Origin of the sequence: Streptomyces sp. NPDC020490 (assembly GCF_044335305.1) — a bacterium.
Taxonomy (GTDB): domain Bacteria; phylum Actinomycetota; class Actinomycetes; order Streptomycetales; family Streptomycetaceae; genus Streptomyces.
The window spans coordinates 30,619-50,225 of the sequence record NZ_JBIRUY010000046.1; the positions used below are offsets into that span (position 1 = coordinate 30,619).

The following is a 19,607-nucleotide window of genomic DNA, read 5'->3' on the forward strand; positions in this document are numbered from 1 at the left end:
GCCGCGCCTCACCCTCCGCCCACCTCGTCACCCCCATCGTGCCGGTTCCGGCACGCCTCACCTGTGCCCGACGGAGGAACGGAGCTTCATGAAGGTCCGAAATGAAACCAATGCCCCTGGAGCGGAGCGGTTCGAGCCGTTCCCGCTGACCGAGATCCAGTACGCCTACTGGGTCGGCCGAGGCCCCAACTTCGTGCTGGGGAACGTGGCGCCGCACGCGTACTTCGAACTGGAGGGCCGCCGCCTCGATCCCGATGTGCTGTCCGCGGCCTGGCGCCGGCTGGTGGAGCGGCACGACATGCTGCGCGCGGTCGTCGGCCCGGACGGACGTCAGCAGGTGCTGGAGACCGTCCCGGCCTTCGAGGTCCGATGTACCGACCTGCGCTCCGCCCCCGAGGAGGACAGGGAGCGCACGCTGCTCGAGGTGCGGGAGGAGATGTCGCACCGGGTGTACTCGGCGGCCGACTGGCCGCTGTTCGACCTTCGGCTGAGCCGGCTGCCCGACCACGACCGGCTGCACGTCAGCGTCGACCTGCTGATGGTCGACCTGGCCAGCCTCACCCTGCTGTTCAGCGAGTGGAGTGCGCTGTGCCAGGATCCCGGCCTCGAACTGCCGCCGGTGGAGGTCACCTTCCGCGACTACGCCCTGGAACTGGAGCGGGGCTCGCAGGCCCCCCGCTATCAGAAGGCACTCGCCTACTGGACCTCGCGGGCCGCCACCCTCGCCCCGCCCCCCGAACTGCCGCTGGCCAAGTCGCCGGTGAGCGTGCACCGGCCGCGCTTCACGCACCGTGAGTTCCACCTGCCCGAGGACAAGTGGCAGACGCTGCAGGAACGGTGCGAGGACCGGGGGCTGACCCCCACCGCGGTACTGGCGGCCCTCTTCTCCGAAGTCCTCGCCGTATGGGGCGGCTCCCGCCGCTTCACCCTCAACCTCACGCTCTTCAACCGGCTGCCGCTGCTGCTCGCCGACGCCGGGAACGGCAAACGCACCGTCCACCCCCATCTGCGCCGGATGGTCGGCGACTTCACCTCCATCTGCCTGCTGGAGACGGACGCCTCGACGGGCCGTACGCTCACCTCACGGGTCGAGGCCACCCAGGTGCAACTGCAGCAGGACCTGCGGCACCGGCAGGTCAGCGCGCTGGAGGCGCTGCGCGAACGCCGCCGCCTGGGTCTGCAGAGCGGCTTCGAGACGATGCCCGTGGTCTTCACCAGCGGACTGGGCACCGCCGCCGACGTCTCCGGGCCCCTGAGCTACTTCGGCGACATCTCCTACCGGGTGAGCCAGACCCCGCAGGTGTTCTTCGACCACCAGGTCGTCGACATCACCGGCTCTCTCGACCTGACCTGGGACTGCGTGGAGGAGCTCTTCCCCGAGGGGATGCTCGATGACATGTTCGCCGCCTACACCTCCCTGGTCACCCGACTCGCTGACGACGACTCGATGTGGGACGAGGAGATCACCGTCGAGCTGCCCCCGCACCAGCTCGCGGCCCGTGAACGCGCCAACGACACGAGCGCCGAGCGCCCCCCGGGGTTGCTGCACGAGGCGTTCCTCGACCAGGCCGCCCGGCACCCGGAACGCACCGCCGTGCTGGCCGGCGACGATGTCCTGACCTACGGACAACTCGCCGCCCAGGCCCAGGCGGTGGCCCGCGAGGTCGCCGCGCTCGGCACGGACGGCCTGCGTGACCGCCTGGTGGGCATCGGCCTGCACAAGGGCGCCGACCAGATCGCCGCCGCGTACGGCGTGATGATGGCCGGCGGCGCCTACCTGCCCGTCGGCCCGGCGCTGCCCGAGCGGCGCCGGGCCGGGCTGCTGCGGGACGGCCGGGCGGTCGCGGTGCTCACCGACGCCGGGACCGACGGGGTGGGCTGGCCCGAGGGGCTGCCGCGCATCCTCGCCGACCAGGTGCGTCCCCAGGACGCGGAGGCCGGACGCCGGCCGTCCGGACCCGCCGCCCCCGGCGACCTGGCGTACGTGCTGTACACCTCCGGCTCGACCGGCACCCCCAAAGGCGTGATGATCGAGCACCACGCGGCCCTCAACACCGTCGTCGACATCAACGAGCGGTTCGGTGTCGGACCCGCGGACCGGATCTTCGGCCTCGCCGAACTCGGCTTCGACCTGTCGGTGTACGACGCCTTCGGCGCGCTCGGCACGGGCGCCGGCCTGGTCCTGCCCGATCCGCAGTTGCGCGCGGAGCCGGCGCACTGGGTCAAGCTGATGAGCGAGCACGGCGTGACGGTGTGGAACTCCGTGCCGGCGCAGATGCAGATGCTCGTCGAGCATCTGGAGGCGGGCGGCGCCCTGCCCGAGCGGCTGCGGCTGGTCATGCTCAGCGGTGACTGGATACCCGTCGACCTGCCCGACCGGATCCACGGCCTGTGGCCCGAGGCGGAGATCATCTCCCTGGGCGGCGCGACCGAGGCGTCGATCTGGTCCATCCACCACGTCGTCGACGAGGTGGAGCGGGGCGCGAAGAGCATTCCGTACGGCGTTCCGCTGCGCAACCAGACCTTCCACGTGCTCGACGCCCGCATGGACCCGTGCCCCGTGTGGACCCCGGGCGAGCTGTACATCGGCGGGGTGGGCCTGGCCCGCGGCTACTGGGCCGACGAGGAGCGCACCGCGGCGGCCTTCGTGACGCACCCCCGCTCCGGCGAACGCCTATACCGCACCGGCGACTTCGGGCGTTACCGGCCCGATGGCACGATCGAGTTCCTGGGCCGCCGGGACGGCCAGGTGAAGATCAACGGACACCGGGTGGAGCTCGGCGAGATCGAGGCGACGCTCACCGGGCATCCGGGCGTGGACAGCGCGGTCGTGGTGAAGTCCGCCGACCAGGACGGCGCCGCCCGCCTGCTGGGCTACGTCGTGCCGGCCCGTGAGGACGACACCCTCTTCGTGACGGAGCGGGCCGACGAGATGCAGAGCGCGGCGCAGTGGCAGGCGCTCGCCGGCACCGCCGGCCGGCCCGCCGAGGGTCCCTCGCCCGAGGAGCTGCGCATTGTCTGGGACGCGCTCAACGAGGTGTACACCACCGCCACCGCGAGCGCCTTCCGTGCCTTCGGCCTGCCTCACCTTCCGGGCGATCCGTTCGACCCGGCGGCCCTGCGCGGCGCCGGGGTGGCCCCCCGCTACGGACGCTGGCTGGCCCGCGCCGTGGCCGCCCTGGAGGAGTCGGGTCAGCTGCGGCGCACCGGCGGCGGCCTGGAGGTGGCCCGCGAACTGCCCGAGAGGCTCCCGGAGGCGCTGTGCGAACGCGCCCGCCATGCCCTCGGACAGATACTGGGCGTCCCGGACGACGTCACCGACTGGATGCTCGGCCTCGCCGGGAACCTGGCGGGCGTGCTGACGCAGAGCGTCCACTCCGCCGAGCTGTACGCCTCCGACCGCACCCCGGGTGTCTACGCCCGCCTCTTCGGCCCGACGTACGCCGCCGCGACCGCCGCGGTGCGGGAGATGGTCGGGAGCTGGCCCGCCGACCGGCCGCTGAACGTCCTGGAGGTCGGCGCCGGCTACGGCTCACTCACCCGGCACCTGCTGCCCCTGCTGCCCGCCGACCGCACGGAGTACGTCTTCACGGACGTCTCCCGCTACTTCCTGGACCGCGCGGAGACCGAGTTCGCCGCGTACCCGTTCGTCCGCTGCGACCTGTTCGACCTCGACCGGCCGCCGGCCGCCCAGGGCTTCGACGGCCAGTCGGCGGACCTCGTCATCGCCGCGAGCGTGCTGCACGACATGCGGCATCTGCGGCGCACGCTGGCCGCCCTGCGCTCCGTGCTCGCCCCCGGCGGCGTCCTGCTGCTCGTCGAACAGACCACCTTCCACCCGTGGTTCGACCTGGTCATGGGCCTGCAGCAGGGCTTCGACAACTTCGAGGACACCGACCTGCGCGGCACGCACTGCCTGCTGGACCGCGCCCAGTGGCAGCAGGAGCTGACCGCGGCCGGGTTCACGCAGTCCGCGCTCCTGACCACCTCGGGCGGGCCCGCTTCGGTCGGATTCGACGTGCTCGTCGCCCGGGGGCCCGCGGTGCGGCGCCGGTTCGCACCGGAGGAGCTGCGCTCCTTCGCCGCCGAACGACTCGCCCGGCACATGGTGCCCGCCCAGATGTTCGCGCTGGACGAGCTGCCGCTCAGCCCCACCGGCAAGGTGGACCGCACCGCGCTCGCCCAGGCAGGCCGGCGCGGCAGCGTACGGGGCAGGCCGGCCCGGCCGCCGCGTACGGACCGGCAGCGCAAGCTCGTCGACATCTGGAAGGAGGTGCTCGGCCTGAACCAGATCGACCTGGCCGACGACTTCCTGGACCTGGGCGGCGACTCCCTGCTCGCCGCCCGCCTGGCCGCCCAGTTGCAGTCGGCGTTCGGCATCCCCGTTCCCGTCCGCACGGTCCTGGAGTACACCACCGTCGAATCGCTCGACGGACATCTCGAACAGCTCCTCGGCCGGTCCGAGCCCGTCACCGAGGAAAGGTGAGCACAGTGAGCAACACGTCCACCACCGCCATCGCACCCACCCCCGCCTCCGTCGCCGACTGGCTCACCGGCTTCCTCGCCGAACTGCTCGACGTGACCCCGGAGGAGATCGACCCGGCCGCCGGCCTGGACCTGCTCGGCGTCGATTCGGCCACCACCCTGGTCATCTGCGCCAAGGCCCGCGACGAACTGGGCGTCCCGCTGCGGCCCAGGGAGGTCTTCGACAACTTCACGGTCGACGCCCTGGTCCGCCACCTGACCGCACCGCAGCCGGCGGGAGCGTGAGTCCCGTGCCCAACTGGCTGCTCAGCGCGGCACCCCGCGCCGCCGCCTGTGACCTGTACTGCTTTCCGCACGGCGGCGGCACGGCCGCCGAGTACCTGCGCTGGGCCCGCGACCTGCGGTCGGCGCGGGTGCACGCGGTGCAACTGCCGGGCCGCATGCCGCGGCTGGACGAGACGGTGCCCGGCTCGATGCGGGAGCTGGTCGAGGCGTTCGTCGCCCAAGCGCCGCTCGCCACGGGGCCGTTCGTCTTCTTCGGGCACAGCCTGGGCGCACTCTTCGCCTACGAGGTCACGCGCGCCCTGGCGACCGCCGGACGTCCGCTTCCGGGCCGGCTGGTGGTGTCGGGCTTCCGCGCACCGCACCTGCCCCATCCGGCCACACTGGTTCACCGGCTGCCCGACGACGAATTGCTCGACACGGTCTCCCGCCTGCACGGCGGGCTGCCGGAGGAGGTGCTCGCCTCGGCGGAGCTGCGCAAGATGGCCGCGGGTGCGCTGCGCGCGGACTACCGGATCCTGGAGACGTACGTCTGGCACCCGGGGGATCCGCTGCCGGTGCCGCTCACGGTGTTCGGCGGCGAGGACGACCGGATCACGGCGGACGAACTCGAGGCCTGGGGGGAGCACACCGCGGCCGGGACGAGTGTCCGCCGCTTTCCCGGCGGACACTTCTACCTGCGCGAGCGGCCGGCGCCCGTGCAGAGGGCGCTGGCCGCGGCCCTCGCCACGGTCCGCTCCGCGGAGCGGGGCACACCGTGCTGACCTTCGTCGCGGCCTGCCTGGTCCTCATCGTGATCCCCGGCCCCGACCAGGCCCTGATGACCCGGAACGCGCTGGCCGGCGGACGCCGGGCGGGGCTGCTGACCATGATTGGCGGAGTGCTCGGCCTGAGCGTCCACGTCTCCGCCGCATCGCTGGGCGTCTCGGCCCTGCTGCTGGCCTCCGCCACCGCCTTCACCGTGCTGAAGGTGGTGGGGGCGACCTACCTGGTGTGGATGGGCATCGCGACGCTGCGCGGCTCCCGGCGCACCGTGCGGGAGGGCGCGCGGGACGACACCGCCGGGGACGGTGAAGCGCCCCCCGTGGACGAGGGCGGCCGGATGCTGCGCCAGGGGTTCCTGTCCAACGCGCTCAACCCGAAGGTGGCGCTGTTCTTCGTCACCTTCCTGCCGCAGTTCCTGCCGTCGCGGGGTAGCGTGCTGCCCCGAGCCCTGCTGCTGTCCCTGGTGTTCGCGGTCCTCTACCTGCTCTGGTTCACCCTGTACGTGTCCAGCGTGGACCGGCTCGGCAGGGTGCTGCGCCGGCCTCGGGTGCGGGCGCGCATCGAGCAGGTCACAGGAGTGCTGCTGATCGGTTTCGCGGTCCGGCTGGCCTTCGAGTCGCCCTGATCCGGCCCGGGCGCCCAGTCCGGATCAGACACCGTCGCCCGTGCGCCTGATGTGGTCCACGACGCGTTCACCGAGTGCGGCGAACGCGTCGAGGTCCTCGGGCGCCAACAGATCGACGAAGTGCCGGCGCACCGACGCCACGTGCGCGGAGGCCGCTGCCTCGATAGTGCGCAGCCCCTTTTCGGTGAGGGCGACGACGGCGCCCCGTCCGTCGGTGGCGCACTCCTCGCGCGCCACCAGCCCCCGCTGCTCCATCCGGCCCAGGTGGTGGGAGAGGCGGCTGCGCGACCACAGCATGTGGGCCGCGAGGTCGCTGACCCGCCGCTGGTGGCCGGGCGTGCTGCTGAGACTGGACAGCACGTCGTAGTCCGGCTCGGACAGGCCGCTGTCGCGGCTCAGATCGCGCGCGAGCTGCGCGTTGAGCAGCAGGAACATCCTGCGGTAGGCCTGCCAGGCCCGTTGTTCCCGGTCGGTCAGCCAGCGGGGTTCCTCGGTCACGTCACCACTCTACCGAGGGTGATTGACGTATCACCCACCCTGTCCTACGGTAATTGCTGACATGTCAACCACCTTGCCGCGAGGCGCCCCGCACCGCGTGGCCCCGTGCGGTCGGTACCGGCGTCCGCCACCACTCCGCGCCGCCCGGGTCCGTCCGTCTCCCGTCCGGATCCGGCACCTCTTCGACGAAGGAATCGGCATCGTGCCCCGTCTCTACGTCATTTCCGCCAGCGTCCGTTCCACCTCGGCCGGCCGTCCCCTCGCCCGGTGGGTCACCGAACTCGCCGCCCGGCAGGGCGGGTTCGACGTCGAGCTGCTGGACCTGAAGGACGTCGCGCTGCCCTTCATGGACGAGTCCGAGCATCCGGAGAGCGGGATCTACGCGCATCAGCACACCAAGGACTGGAGCGCCACGATCGACGCCGGGGACTGCTTCGTCTTCGTCATGCCGATGTACAACCGCGGTTTCGGCGCCGCGCTGAAGAACGCGATCGACCACCTTCACCACGAGTGGCAGAACAAGCCCGTGGGCCTCATCAGTTACAGCGCCGGCACCTCCGGCGGGGCACCGGCCATCGAGATGCTCCGCCCGGTGCTCGCCATGGTGGGTCTGCGCGCGGCCGAGCCGACCCTGTCGATTCCCGCCATCGACGACCACGCCGACGGCGAGGGTCGCTTCCGCGCCACACCCGACCTCGAGGCCCGGACGCAGGCCGTCCTCACCGCCGTCGCGGAACTGGTCCCGGCCGCCGAGCCGCAGTCGGAGCCGGCGTCGGCCTGACCGCCGTGCGGCCCGTCCCGCGCGCGTGCGGCCGGGCCGTGGAAGCGGGACGGGTACGAGGGATTCCGGGCGCCCTGAACCGTTCCGGGTTCGGTAGGGACTCGATCGTTTGAGAGGATCGAGTCATGGCACGTCCTTCCCAGTACCCGCTTGAGCTGCGCCGTCGTGCGGTGCGGATGGTCGCCGAGGTGCGGCCCGACTACGACACCGAGTGGGCCGCGATGAAAGCGGTCGCGTCCAAGCTCGGGATCGGCACGACCGAGACGCTGCGCAAGTGGGTGCGGCAGGACCAGATCGACGCCGGTACCCGGCCGGGTACCACGACCGAGGAGTCGGCCGAGCTGAAGCGGCTGAAGAAGGAGAACGCCGAGCTGAAGCGGGCGAACGAGATCCTCAAGGCCGCGGCGTCTTTCTTCGCGGCCGAGCTCGACCGGCCACACACGCGCTCGTAGCGTTCATCGACGAGCACCGGGACCGCTTCGGCGGCGTCGAGCCGATCTGCCGAGTGCTGACGACGCACGACTGCAAGATCGCCCCTGCCACCTACTACGCCCACCACAAACGACAGGTCACGCCGTCCGCCAGGACCGTGCGGGACGCCGAGCTGAAGGAGCACATCAGCGAGGTCTTCGAGGCCAACTACCGTGTCTATGGCGCGAGTGTGAGGTCTCATTGATGTTGCTGTGACCGTCTGTCGTTGACCTGCGGTACCGCACATACATCGCGACGGGTTCTAGAGACACGACGGGCTGTTTGACCTGCGGTCTTGCAGGTTGGATAAGACTGCTGCATCTAGACTGAGAACCTCTATGAGAGGGCGGTGGTGGGGGAGGGTCCGGACCCATATGCGGGGCGGCTACCGGCACTTGACGGGTCCGGTCGGTGAGCGTGTACGGGTGATCCATCCCAAGATCGCTTACCGTGCGTACGCCGCGACGGCCGTCATCCGTGCCCCACGAATGTGCCGCTATCTGCGCCCGCTGATGACGCCCTCCGGCCATGCGTACAGCTTTGATCAGGCCCGTCGGATGTCAGCCCATGCCTGCGAGATGTCAAACTGGGCGGGTGCCTGAACAGCCCTTCGTCTTCCTTCCGCTGTCCTATGCGGCCAGGCCGCCTCGGATCGTTGTGGTGGTGCCACACGACGATGAGCGCTGGGTTCGGTGGACGGCGGCGGGCCTTGCCCGGCTGTCGTGGGTGTGGGGCTGCAGTGGAAGTGTGGTGGTGCCGTCCAGCGCGGTCGGACATCCCGCAGTAGACCGGTGCTTGGCACGCCTGCACCCCGATCACGTGGTTGCCTACGGTCCGTCGTGGACCACGTTCGACGCCCTGTACCCCGGCACTATCGACCGGCTGCTGGCCGAGAAGAACATCTCTGACAATTCCATCGCAGCACAGTTCAAGGAGATGCTGCGCAAGGAACCGTGGAACGGAACAGTCGTGCACGAGGCTGAGGCGGCTGCCGACAGCCTTCGTTCACGCCTGGGCGCGAACCGACGGGATGACCACGTCCAGTGCAGCCATCTGTTTGACTACGACAACGCACGTGAACTGACGCCGCTGGCTGCGGTGGCCACGACCCCTGTCATGGGTGTTCCGGCGACTCTCGTGACCACCCCGGAGGCTCTGGCCTACGCGATGCATGTCGGCATCGAGGCATCCGACGCCAGCGGAGATATTCCAGCTGAGCAGTGGCGGGAGGCAGCTCTCCGCGGCGCCGAGTCGGCACTGTTGTCGCAACTGCACCCAGATGAAGCCGATGGAGCCCACGCGGCCCGGTCACACGAGGCAGCGCTGTGCGTCCCGATCACGAGAGCCTTCCAGCACCGGGAGCGCATTGCCGTCCTGGGAAACCGGCCCGAAGACTTCGCACTGGCCGAGACCCTCCGGCAGATCCGAGGCGCGGTGACCTGGATCCCCTGGACAGAAGCAGGCCTCAGCGACATGTGGTTGTTTCCCGGCAGCGCATCGGAGCGGCTGCTGGTGACGAGCGCGTCGTTGAGCTTGGAGGAGACGCAGCAACGCATCAACACGCGGTGGGACAGGCGGCCTGTCAGGTCCGTTGATCCTGACGAGGAGAAGCGCTCATTCGACGTGGTTGAGCCCGGCAACATCGACCTGGCCCATCCGTTCATGGTGGTCTTGAAGAACGCCTGGGACCAACCGCGTTCTCTTCCCGCGACCGTGGAATCGGACGGCTCACTCCAGACATCGCTGTCTCTCGCTGCGGAGGTCCCACGCGGCCTCAACCCGAATGAGCACCGCTGGCAGGTCACTCTCACCGCCGCCAACCACCCGGTCCCGCCTCTCGTCGTTTTGGACTCGTCCACCGTCACGGCAACAGGCCAAAGCCCATGGGAGACTTTCGTCCGCGCAGCCGACGGAGGCATCACCTACTGGTCGCACCGCTACGACTTCGTACCGAGCGGGGCTTCGCTGGCTGGCTCGCTGGCGTCTCCCAAACTGGCCTGGCCCGGCATCAAACGCATCCTGCAGGTCGCCGCCGCAGCGAACGACATCACCATTCTGCCCAGCCCTGCCGGCAGACGTGCTGCCATCACCGAGCGGCTCCTTGGGTCCCGTGCCGCTTTGGAGGCACTGGCCGCCAGCCCCGGTTGGCCGCTCCTGCACCGCTTCACCTCCGACGCCCCGAACACCGGCTGCCCGGAAGGCAGTTGGTGGAAGCTGAAGTCTGCGGTCGTGCTGTCCTGGGAGGCCATCGAAGCGCATGACGACAGCAGCTGGGAACTGGCCGCTCGCAGAGAGCAGATCGACCAGTGGACGTCACAAGGTGTGCTGCGGCGCGGGCTGATCCTTGGCTGCGATCACTGCCCCATTCTGGAGTTCTATCCCCTCGCCGAGATCAGTCAGAGCTACCGCTGCAGGCGCTGCGGAGGGGACAACCAGCTCGCCAAGAACCGTTGGAAGCCAGCCGCAGACGAGCCCCGCTGGTTCTACGACCTGCACCCGGCCGTGCTGGAGCTCGTCACGAACGATGGAGACGTGCCACTGCTGGCCACGCAGTATCTGCGTAACCAGTACTGGGCGCGAGGAGGTTTGGTATGTGAGGAGTTCGAACTCCTCAAGGACGACAAGCGATTCGTCGAGATGGACTTCGCTCTTGCCACCACGGAGGAACTGTGGCTGGGGGAGGCCAAGAGCAACGACTCTCTCGGCAGGAGCCCTGGCCAGCGGCGAAACGAGGCCAGCAAGCTCATGGAGGGGTGCGCAGCTGTCGGCGCGTCCGGTCTCATCATGGCCACCGCCAAAACGCAGTGGGCAGACACGACCATTGAAGCGCTCACCGAAGAACGCCGGGGACGTCTGCGCGCCGGAAAGGCCGTGCCCAGGATCAGTCTGCTGACGGGTCTTGGAGCGTCACCGAAGCTCTCTCCTCTGACCAGCCCGTGAGGCTGCCTGTTCGGTACGTGGCTTGAGCACAACTGGTGGGCGATGGGCGCCGCTCCAACCGCGCGAGCTGCACCTTGCCGTGATGGCTGTCCCATCCGCCCTGGCCCTCGTGATGCCGCCTTCCTGGATCCCTGGCTCTCAGCGTCCCCCACACCGTCGGCGACTGCGGCGAGTGCTTCGCCCGACGGCGATGGTGCATCGTTAGGGGAGCGGTGTGTCAGCGCCGAGGGCGTTGAGAAACTCAGGACGGGCCACGCGATCGGGATGCCGGGTCGGGAGAGGTAGAGGCCAGTGTGGTTGATGCCGCAGGTGTCGCTGCAGTCGAGCGGCAGGTATCCGGCGGTCTGCTGTCCCGCGCAGCGGTGTCGCATCGAACCGGCGAACAGGGCACCGGCATACGACTTGGCGTCAAGCGGGAACTGGCGGTCGTGCGCCTGGCCGCTGAGATCTTCACGGCTTGCGGCCAGGGCTGAGACCATGCGGGGTCTCGCCCGCTCGCCGGATTTCACAACCGCGCAAACCCTCTTGATGTCCAACTGCTCTGGATATCAAGGCTTATGGTGGTGGTGTGACTTCAACCGCCGACCTGCTCCGCGGCATGCTGGGCGAGAGCGCGTACAGGGCCTTGGAGGCATTGGCCAGCACGGCCACGCCCATGTCCGGCCGGATGGTCGCGAGGGCTCTGGACGTGTCTCCGACCACGGCGACAGCGGCGCTGGGCAAGCTCAGAGAGGCCGGGTTCGCCACCTCAAGCCAGGTCGGGCGTGCCAAGCAGTGGCGCCTCAACACCGACAAGGACGTGCTGCGCACGTGGCTGGAGGAGACCCGGGTGAGCGCCGCGGACGCTCCGGCTCCCACCGGGATGAGCCCGTACGCGACCGGTGGCGGCGGCGTCACCTTCGAGCGCAAAGTCGCCGTCCAATACCTTGCCCATCTGCTCCTCGGAGAGGGTGCGGCCGAGCTGGGCGACAGTCGGTCGGTCGTCAGCGTGGCTTTTCAGCAAGCACCGGAACACTCGGTTGACGACCTCGTCATCCGCGCGGCCCGTGCCGACGAGCCGGAGCCGTCCCTGGTGCTCGCCCTCGCCATGCGCCGCGCACCCAATCTCGTCAAGAGCAACGAGTCGAGCGCCAAGCTCATCTGCACGTTCGTGCAGGAGGTCGTCAACGCACCCGCCGAGGGGCCTGAATACCGAGCCGCTCTGGTTGTCGCCGGTCCGCAAGAGCACGCGGAGCAGCTGGCAGCACTCGCCGCCGAGGCCGTCGCGCAAAAGGATGCGCCCAGCTTCTTCGGCCTCATTCGGACGCACCAAAAGTTCCTGGCCGGCGTTCGAACACGGCTCACGCACATCGAAGAACTCGTCAAACTCGCCCTGGCCACGCTCGGGACCGCCGATCCCAGCCCGCAGCTCGTCGAACAGCGTACCTGGGAACTGCTGTCACGGCTGACCGTACTCATGCCTCGACTCGAGACACCGGACGAATCGGACTGGGCCCGAGTAACGAACTCCTTGATCCCTGTGGCCCGCGGCACTGACCTCTACGGGGCAACACGGTTGCTGGAAAGGCTCGTTGCCCTGGCTGACGAGTACCCGCCGAAGGCAGCCACCGTCGACCTGAGTCTTCTGCGGCGCGACGCGCACCAGGTCCTCGACTCGACCACACGCCGCCACCGGCAGGGATGGAAGGCCCTCAGCCACCTTCACGAACGGGCGCTTGCCTCGGTGCGCAACGAGATCGCCACCGAGGACAGTCGCACGGTGCATCTTGACCGGAGCGATACGGCCAGTCAGCTGCTCCAGCTCGTGGAGTCCCCAGCGGCGGCGGTCGTCGCGCACGGTGACTCCGGCGTGGGCAAGAGCGCCCTCGTCGTCCGCACGCTCACCGAAGCCGCACAGGACCCCGATTCCACGCAGGTGGCCTGCATCAACCTGCGGCACCTTCCCCCGACCACAGTAGAATTGGAGTCCGTACTCGGCACCTCGCTCACCGCGCTACTCGGCGAGCTGAGCGCCCCCCGGCGCCTCCTTGTCATCGACGGCGCGGATGCGCTCGCCGAGGGCATGCTGGACCCCTTCCTCTATCTGATGGACGCGGCTGGCCAGGTCGACGTCAAAGTTGTCGCCGTCACAGCGAACGACGCCCAGCAAGTGGTCCGTGACACGATCAACGATCGCTGCGTCGGGGAGGTCGCCAGCTTCGAGGTACCACCGTTGACCGATGCCCAGGTAGCCGAAATCGTCGCAGTCTTTAACGAGTTGTCGGCTCTCGCGGCAGACCCGCGCTCACGTGAGCTGCTGCGCCGACCTGTGGTGGTGGACCTGCTCGTCCGAGGAGGCGTGAAGAGCACCCCTCTCAGCGACGCCGATGCCATGCAGCAGGTGTGGTCGGGACTGGTGCTCCGCCGGCGTCCTGAACGCGGGACCCCGGACGCCCGAAACATTGCCCTTCTCCGCCTGGCCGCCCTGGAACTCGGCCAAGGAGACCCCCTGGAGGTCGTCGGAGCAATCGATCCCACGGCGCTTGCGGGACTGCGCCAGGACGGGGTGCTGCGCACGGACATGGACGACCCGTTCGCCATCGGCCCGCAGTTCGCCCACGACGAAGTGCGCCGGTATGCGATCGCCCGGCTCTTCCTCTCAGCCGGCCACCTCACGGCGAAATTGGTCGAGGCCGGCGTGCCGCGCTGGGCGCTCGGTGCCGCACGTCTTGCCTGCCAGGCACTGCTTGCCGCTCCCGACACCCCGAAAGCCCCTCTGCGCGGCAGGTTCGCCCGCCTGCAGCAGGCCTTCGACGACCTGGTCACGGCAGGCCACGGGGACCGCTGGGCCGACGTGCCCGGCGAAGCGCTCCTGACGCTCGGAGCGCCCGACCCGGTCCTGCGCGAGGCCTGGCCCATGCTGCGCGCTGAGCCTGGCACCGGCCTGCGGCGACTGATCCGTCTCGTGCACCAGCGGCTACACAACGAAGCGGGCCTGGTGCGGATCGCCGCAGCCGAGCCCCTCATCGCCCTGCTCCTCGATGAAGACGAACCCTGGCAACAGGGCAAGTACGTGCAGGACATGCTGCGGGACTGGCTCCACGCCGTCATCATCACGGAAACACCCGCTGGGTATCCGCTCCGGGTCAGGCTGCACGACCGCCTGCTTGCCGCCTGCGCCGCTGCCGAGCGCCGGTTCAACGACGAGCAGGCAGCCGCGGCTGCGGCCAAGGCAGCCCAGCCAGCTGAGGAAGCCGAAGCCGAGCGCCAGTTCCTGGAGAGGCAGCGGCTGGTCTTCATGGGAGACAGCCGTAGGCGCGAGCGCCGTCGCAGGCGTCTTGAGCTCCCCCGTGAGATCACCGATGAGCTCATGGTCGAACTGCTGGCACTGCTCGGCCCGGATCTCGGTGAGGACGGCGAGGCTATTCTGCGCCGCGTTGCGCGCGACGCGCCAGCATGGGCTGGTCCCGCCGTCGAGGAAGTGCTGACCGGCCGGGCTCTGGCCATGTATCGGCGTGGTTTCCTTGCCGAGCTGACCGAGGCCTACTACCTCAACGAGGACGAAGACGGGTCAGGATTCCACGAGGAGGGCATCCGGCGCCATGGTGCTCGCGGGCTCGGCGTGACTCCCCTTGCGGCCTGGTACCGCGGCCCGTTCATGCCGCTGTTCCAATCGGACTTCCGCAACGGCGTCTCGGTGCTGAACCGTATGCTCAACCACGCCGCACTGGCGCGCGCACGCACCCTCACAGGCCATCACCGTCCCTACGGTGTCCGGATCGAGGACCACGACCTCGACGCCTACCGGACAGAACTTGACGTCGCAGGGGCTCGCCGGACCTACGTCGGAGACGAGCACGTCTGGCTCTGGTACCGCGGAACCGGCGTCGGTCCATATCCTTGTATGAGCGCCTTGCAAGCTCTGGAACGGGTGTGTGACCAACTGGTCGAGGCAGGCGTCCCGTTGGACAGACTGGTCGCCACCTTGCTTGAGGACTGCGAGAACCTGGCGATGGTCGGCCTGGTCGTCGGCCTGCTCGTTCGCCATCTGGAGCACGCCGACCGCCTGCTGGACCGCTATCTCGCCGAGCCGGTGATCTGGCATCTGGAGTTCGCGCGTGTCGTCCAAGAAGCGAGCGGCTTGCGGGCATCCGCCGACGGACTGGCGGCTCCCGAGCGCCGACGCTGGTCGCTGCGGGAGGCAGCCATGATGATGGTGCTACGCGCTGACGACCAGCGCAGTGACGAGTTGCGACTGATCGGGCAACAACTTGTTGCAACGGCCAGGCGACTGGCTGAGGAAGAACCTGGCGAACTCGATGAGCCGGCCGTCCAAGAACAACTCGCGGCTGTGCGTGCCTGGGCTAGCAGCCTCGACCGCAACACCTACCAAGCACAGCAAGTGGAAGGCGGCCTGGAGATCAAGAGCTCGCCTCCCAGCGACGTCGTCGAAGCGTTGCAGGTCAGGAACGTGGAAATGGCACGCGCCCAGGAAGCCATCCGGCTGAGCGTCCGCTACTACATCGATCCCCGAAACGGCACAGACAAACACATCAGCGCGGACGACTTGGTCTCCGACCTGGCTTCGGCCCGAGAACTCCTTGCGAACCCGCCAGACCCTGATCCCGCCAGCCAGTGGGACGTACCTGCCGTCGTGGCCGCGACGGCACTCACCGCGGAGATCGTGGACGGCGTTGAACTGCCCGCCGACGCATTGCGCTTCGCCGTCGACACACTCCTGCGCATCGGGGAGGGCGCGGCATCGCCACGCCGATTCGAAGCCGAGGACTCCTACTTCGAACAGGGGGCTGACCGCATTGCCGCAGAGGCACTGCCGCTCCTTCTTCTGCCCGCCGCCGCGAAGCTCCGCGCCCAGATCGACGGCACGGACGGCTCCACGACGTACCGCCAGGCCGCTGCCGCGGCAGGCAAGCTGGCGCGTTCCCTCCCCAACGAGGTTCGTGTGCACTTGGCCCGCGGCCTCGACCCTGTCTGGCATGCGGCGTGCCCAGCCGGAAACATCGCCTGCCATCACGAAACGGCCTTCCAGCTGACAGTTGAGACGATGCGCGACTGCATCCTCGGTAACTGGGATCCGCAGACCAGTCGGCGGAGGGTCGTCGCGCTCGACGATCCCGTCGCGCACTCACTCGACGAAGCCACCGACGACTCCATCTACGTAGACCGCCTCGACGCAGCGATCAGGGCCCTCGGCGCGGCAGCGACGGCGTCGATCTGCGTTTCGACCCCGGCCCGCGAACTCCTCGCGGTACTCCTCGCCGCGCACCGCCGCGCGCTGCTCGCTGCCGAACAAGACATGGACAGTCGCGGCACCCACGCCCTGATCGCGGCGCGGGCATTGCTTATGGTGGCAGGCACGGGCGACGACGCGCCCGTCTTCCAGCACCTCGACGCCTACGCCGACGACGCGACGCGCCTGGAAAGCTTCTTGTGCGCGCTGTCCTCGGCTGCCGAGGAGTCAGCGGACAGAGCAGCCACGGCACGGCGGATGTGGCCGACGGTGGTCGCCCACGTCATCGCCCTGCAGACTTCCGGGCACACGCCCTTCGCCGGACGGAGCGACTACCACTCTGCTCTGGCTTCGCTCCTGCCCAACCCTGTCCCCGAAACCGCCTACCTCTACCGGGAAGTTCAGGGGAAGCCCATCATCTGGTGGGATCCGCTGGCCTGGCAGGACACAGTCGCCCACTGGCTGCCCCATGCTCAGGGCCACGTCGCATGCGTGGATCAGCTCATCGCCTTCATCAAGCCCCTGCCGGCCGAGGAACAGGCACGCGTCGGCCTTCCGTGGGTGGCGAGCCTTGTCCTCGCCGATCCCAGCCATATCGCTAACCGCACCTATCTCCTGACACCATGGCTGATCGAACTGCGCCGAGTTGTCGCCGACGCGGGCCTGGCTGACGATTGGCAACGGGTAGTTGATGCCCTCGTCGTTGCCGGGGTGTCCCGACTCGCACCATACTCTGAGTAACCGCCGGGAGCCCGGGCGCCCGTATGGGGTGCGCCGCTGTGGTGTCACCGGGCACGGCGTCGGTGATGACGGGGGAGCTGGTCTGGGAAGCCTGGACCCATGAAGGGCCGTTGTCAGTGGCGGCTGTCAGGATCTGCCGTCATGGGTAAACGGCGAAGTGCTACCGAGGTGGCTGCAGTTCGGGCTCGGCTGAAGGCCGAGTTCGTGTCCAACCTGTCCAGCCCGGATATGGCGCTGGAGGCCATACCGCTGTCTTCTACGGACCGGTGCCAGTGGCGCTGCTCGGCGGAAGGATGCGGTCACCAGTGGCCCGCCCGGTTGCAGTTTCGCACCCGAACCGTCAAACCCTCGGGGTGCCCTGAGTGCTGGAAGCGCCGCAACCGGGCTCCTGGCCCGGGAGAATCGCTGGCCGATCTGAATCCTGCGCTGGCACGGCAGTTCCGCCGCAATCTCAGCCGCCCCAACCGTGGGCCGGACACCCTGCGCCCGCAGTCCCATGACCTGTGCGTGTGGGAGTGCGCTCAGGGGCATTTCTGGCCGGCGAGGCTCGCCAATCGCACCAATGGGCGTGGCTGTTCGGACTGCACCGGGCATGGCCGCTCCCCGTTCGAATGCAACGTCGCCATGCTCGTCCAGGCCGCCTGCGGGCTTGACGTGGAGCTGGACCACCGGCTCCGCCTGCTCGGGCGCCGTCAGGACCGCTTCGACCTGTACCTACCCGAGCCGGCCCTGCTCATCGACCTGGACCCGGAATGGACCCACAACAGGCCAGGAAGCCTGGAGCGTGACACCGCCAAGACCGCGGCAGCGATCGCCGCTGGACTCGACGTGGAACGCATCCGAAGCCGCGGTTTGCCGCCCGTCCCGGTGCCCGGCCTGGTCCACCATGAGGCCGGGCCGGGGGTGAACCCCGAGGGCTGGGCGGAGGCGGTGGGTGCCGTACTGCGGGGCCGCGGCCTTTCCTGGCGGCAGCTCACACCGGCCGAGGTCACCGCGGCGCTCACGAGGGGTGCGCAGCTGTGGCAGAAGGCCGTGGCCGGCCCAGAGGTGTCGGCGGTGGACGTGGCGCCCCACCTTGAGGAGGAGTTCATCGCGAACCTCACCAACCCGGGCAAGGCGCCTGATCGGATGCCGCCCGGCTGCAACGACGTGTGCCTGTGGCGGTGCGGGAAGCCGGAGTGCGGCTACGAATGGAAGGCCGTACTGCACAGCCGGGCACTTGCTGGCCGCGGCTGCAGCCGGTGCGGTCACGCACGGGTCGGCGCGGCCAACAGCAGGCCCGGCCCTGGTGAATCACTCGCCGAGGTCAACCCGACGATGGCCGAAGAACTCATCGAGATCGTCGGCCACCCCGGCTGGACCGCGTTCGACCTGCTCCCCACGTCGAACAAGACATGCCAGTGGCGGTGCCCCGAACCACACTGCCGCTTCGAGTACCCCGCCCCTCCAAACCGCCGCACAGGTCAGTCGAGCGGATGCCCCCGATGCGCCCGCCGACGCACCATCGCAGCCAGGGTCCGCCCCAAGCCCGGCAAATCCCTGCAGGACGTGCACCCTGCCCTCGCCGACGAGCTTGTCGAAGTGATCGACGAGCCGAACCTGACCGCGAAGGAGCTCAGACCGAGCTCCACCAAACTGTGCCGGTGGGCCTGCTCGAAGCCTGGCTGTCCGGGACGGTGGAAAGCCACGCCTGATCAGCGGTCCCGCCGTGGCGGGACCGGTAAACGCTGCCCAGCATGCCATCCGCCGCGCAAAAGCCGCACCCAGCCGTGAGCCCGGCCTGTGTATCGCGCCTTCTCACCGTGATGCCGGTCATACCGCATCAGCGCGTCACGTCGCCGTCCGCCTCGGCCGCTGGCACCACCATGAGGACTGCAACAGGCCCCATCCACCTTCTCCTTGCCTCATTGAGCCGAGAACCCCTCTCGGACTGGCACTAACGCGGTGTGCAGACCGCTGAAAGGCGGCACTGGGAGCCCGTTCCTCCGAGAAGATGGAGTAGGGCGGTGGGCGGAGCCTGCCGGAGCGGATGGGAGAGCTGGTGGGGGACTACGACTACGTAGCCGCGATGACGTATGCACGGGAGCGCTTGAGCGCACTGGGCGTGACCGCAGAGAGCGGAAACCTCGCCAACGCCGCCGCGGTCGGTATCACCGAGTTCGTCTGGCGCAACGGGCCCATCGAAGACGCTCATGCGGGAGCGAGGGGACGGCGCAACAAGCTGCACGATGGCGTCATGTTCGCCCGCAACACCTGGGTCTACCACCAGGCCCTCGAAGCGGTGAACAGTCCCAAGCAGTACGCGCTGCTGCGGTTCGAGAAGCGCATCCTCGACCGCGAGCTCGTCTGGCCCGGCACGTCCGGCACGCTGACCCAGTTCGGATACGGCGCGCTCGGCGAGATCAAGAAGCACGTCAAGAAGTCCATCGACTACCTGATGTACCTGCAGGAGACTTTCTCTTCTGAGGAGTTCCTCCTCCTTGCCGCGCTTCAGGGCTTCGGTGCCTCTGACCACTTCGGGATGCCCGCATGGGAGCCACGGGTACGTGCCGCCATGGACCGACTTCGCGGACAGGATCCCGCGTTCGTGGAACGCCTCAGGGCCGTCTACAAGATCGACTTCTCCGAGATCCTGCAACGGGCCCCTGCCATCGTTCATGACGATCTGCCTGAGGTGGAACGAGCGCTCCTGAACGCACCGTACGAGCTGGGAGCCGAAGCGCTGGACTGGTTTGCCTGGAACCCCGTGCTCGACCGGGATCTCTGAGGCCTCGGATGAGCCCGGTACA

11 protein-coding genes and 1 pseudogene are annotated in these 19,607 nt (G+C 68.9%); 11 read left to right on the top strand and 1 reads right to left on the bottom strand.

The genetic code is table 11. The features are described from left to right. The first annotated feature begins 88 nt into the window (after positions 1 to 88). Genes ACH4ZX_RS35010 through ACH4ZX_RS35025 form a run of 4 tightly spaced genes read left to right on the top strand, consistent with a single transcriptional unit; the run spans position 89 to position 6,157 of the window. Positions 89 to 4,486: an amino acid adenylation domain-containing protein gene (locus ACH4ZX_RS35010; protein ID WP_398281940.1), complete on the top strand. Its 4,398-nt coding sequence runs from the start codon at positions 89 to 91 to the stop codon at positions 4,484 to 4,486. A 5-nt stretch (positions 4,487 to 4,491) separates the two neighbouring features. After that, complete coding sequence (locus ACH4ZX_RS35015) at positions 4,492 to 4,770, top strand: acyl carrier protein (RefSeq protein ID WP_398281943.1); 279 nt, start codon at positions 4,492 to 4,494, stop codon at positions 4,768 to 4,770. 5 nt (positions 4,771 to 4,775) lie between these two features. After that, on the top strand, positions 4,776 to 5,531 hold the full coding sequence (locus ACH4ZX_RS35020) for a thioesterase II family protein (protein WP_398281946.1): 756 nt from the start codon (positions 4,776 to 4,778) through the stop codon (positions 5,529 to 5,531). Continuing rightward, positions 5,525 to 6,157 carry a LysE family translocator gene (locus ACH4ZX_RS35025; protein ID WP_398281949.1) on the top strand — a complete coding sequence of 211 codons (633 nt, stop codon included), beginning with the start codon at positions 5,525 to 5,527 and terminating at the stop codon, positions 6,155 to 6,157. Before ACH4ZX_RS35020 ends, ACH4ZX_RS35025 begins: the two co-directional genes overlap by 7 nt. Positions 6,158 to 6,181: 24 nt before the next feature. Here ACH4ZX_RS35025 and ACH4ZX_RS35030 read toward each other — a convergent pair whose 3' ends face one another. Then, positions 6,182 to 6,655, bottom strand: a complete 474-nt coding sequence (locus ACH4ZX_RS35030) for a MarR family winged helix-turn-helix transcriptional regulator (RefSeq protein ID WP_398281952.1) — start codon at positions 6,653 to 6,655, stop codon at positions 6,182 to 6,184. 202 nt (positions 6,656 to 6,857) lie between these two features. Here ACH4ZX_RS35030 and ACH4ZX_RS35035 point away from each other — a divergent pair, with 202 nt between their 5' ends. The 7 genes and pseudogenes from ACH4ZX_RS35035 to ACH4ZX_RS35065 all read left to right on the top strand — a co-directional run bounded on the left by ACH4ZX_RS35035 (position 6,858) and on the right by ACH4ZX_RS35065 (position 19,585). Further along, on the top strand, positions 6,858 to 7,436 hold the full coding sequence (locus ACH4ZX_RS35035; RefSeq protein ID WP_398281955.1) for an NADPH-dependent FMN reductase: 579 nt from the start codon (positions 6,858 to 6,860) through the stop codon (positions 7,434 to 7,436). A 125-nt stretch (positions 7,437 to 7,561) separates the two neighbouring features. Continuing rightward, positions 7,562 to 8,076: pseudogene (locus ACH4ZX_RS35040) on the top strand (transposase); the annotation flags it as partial. 425 nt (positions 8,077 to 8,501) lie between these two features. Then, the gene (locus tag ACH4ZX_RS35045) at positions 8,502 to 10,847 is read left to right on the top strand and encodes a hypothetical protein (RefSeq protein ID WP_398281958.1); all 2,346 of its coding nucleotides are present in this window, start codon (positions 8,502 to 8,504) and stop codon (positions 10,845 to 10,847) included. A gap of 293 nt (positions 10,848 to 11,140) precedes the next feature. Beyond that, positions 11,141 to 11,320 carry a hypothetical protein gene (locus tag ACH4ZX_RS35050; protein ID WP_190216024.1) on the top strand — a complete coding sequence of 60 codons (180 nt, stop codon included), beginning with the start codon at positions 11,141 to 11,143 and terminating at the stop codon, positions 11,318 to 11,320. 95 nt (positions 11,321 to 11,415) lie between these two features. Beyond that, complete coding sequence (locus ACH4ZX_RS35055) at positions 11,416 to 16,818, top strand: hypothetical protein (RefSeq protein ID WP_398281962.1); 5,403 nt, start codon at positions 11,416 to 11,418, stop codon at positions 16,816 to 16,818. A gap of 204 nt (positions 16,819 to 17,022) precedes the next feature. Next, positions 17,023 to 18,591: a zinc-ribbon domain-containing protein gene (locus tag ACH4ZX_RS35060; RefSeq protein ID WP_398281965.1), complete on the top strand. Its 1,569-nt coding sequence runs from the start codon at positions 17,023 to 17,025 to the stop codon at positions 18,589 to 18,591. Positions 18,592 to 18,847: 256 nt separating this feature from the next. Next, positions 18,848 to 19,585, top strand: coding sequence for a hypothetical protein (locus tag ACH4ZX_RS35065; protein WP_398281968.1), 738 nt, complete (start codon positions 18,848 to 18,850; stop codon positions 19,583 to 19,585). Positions 19,586 to 19,607 lie beyond the last annotated feature (22 nt).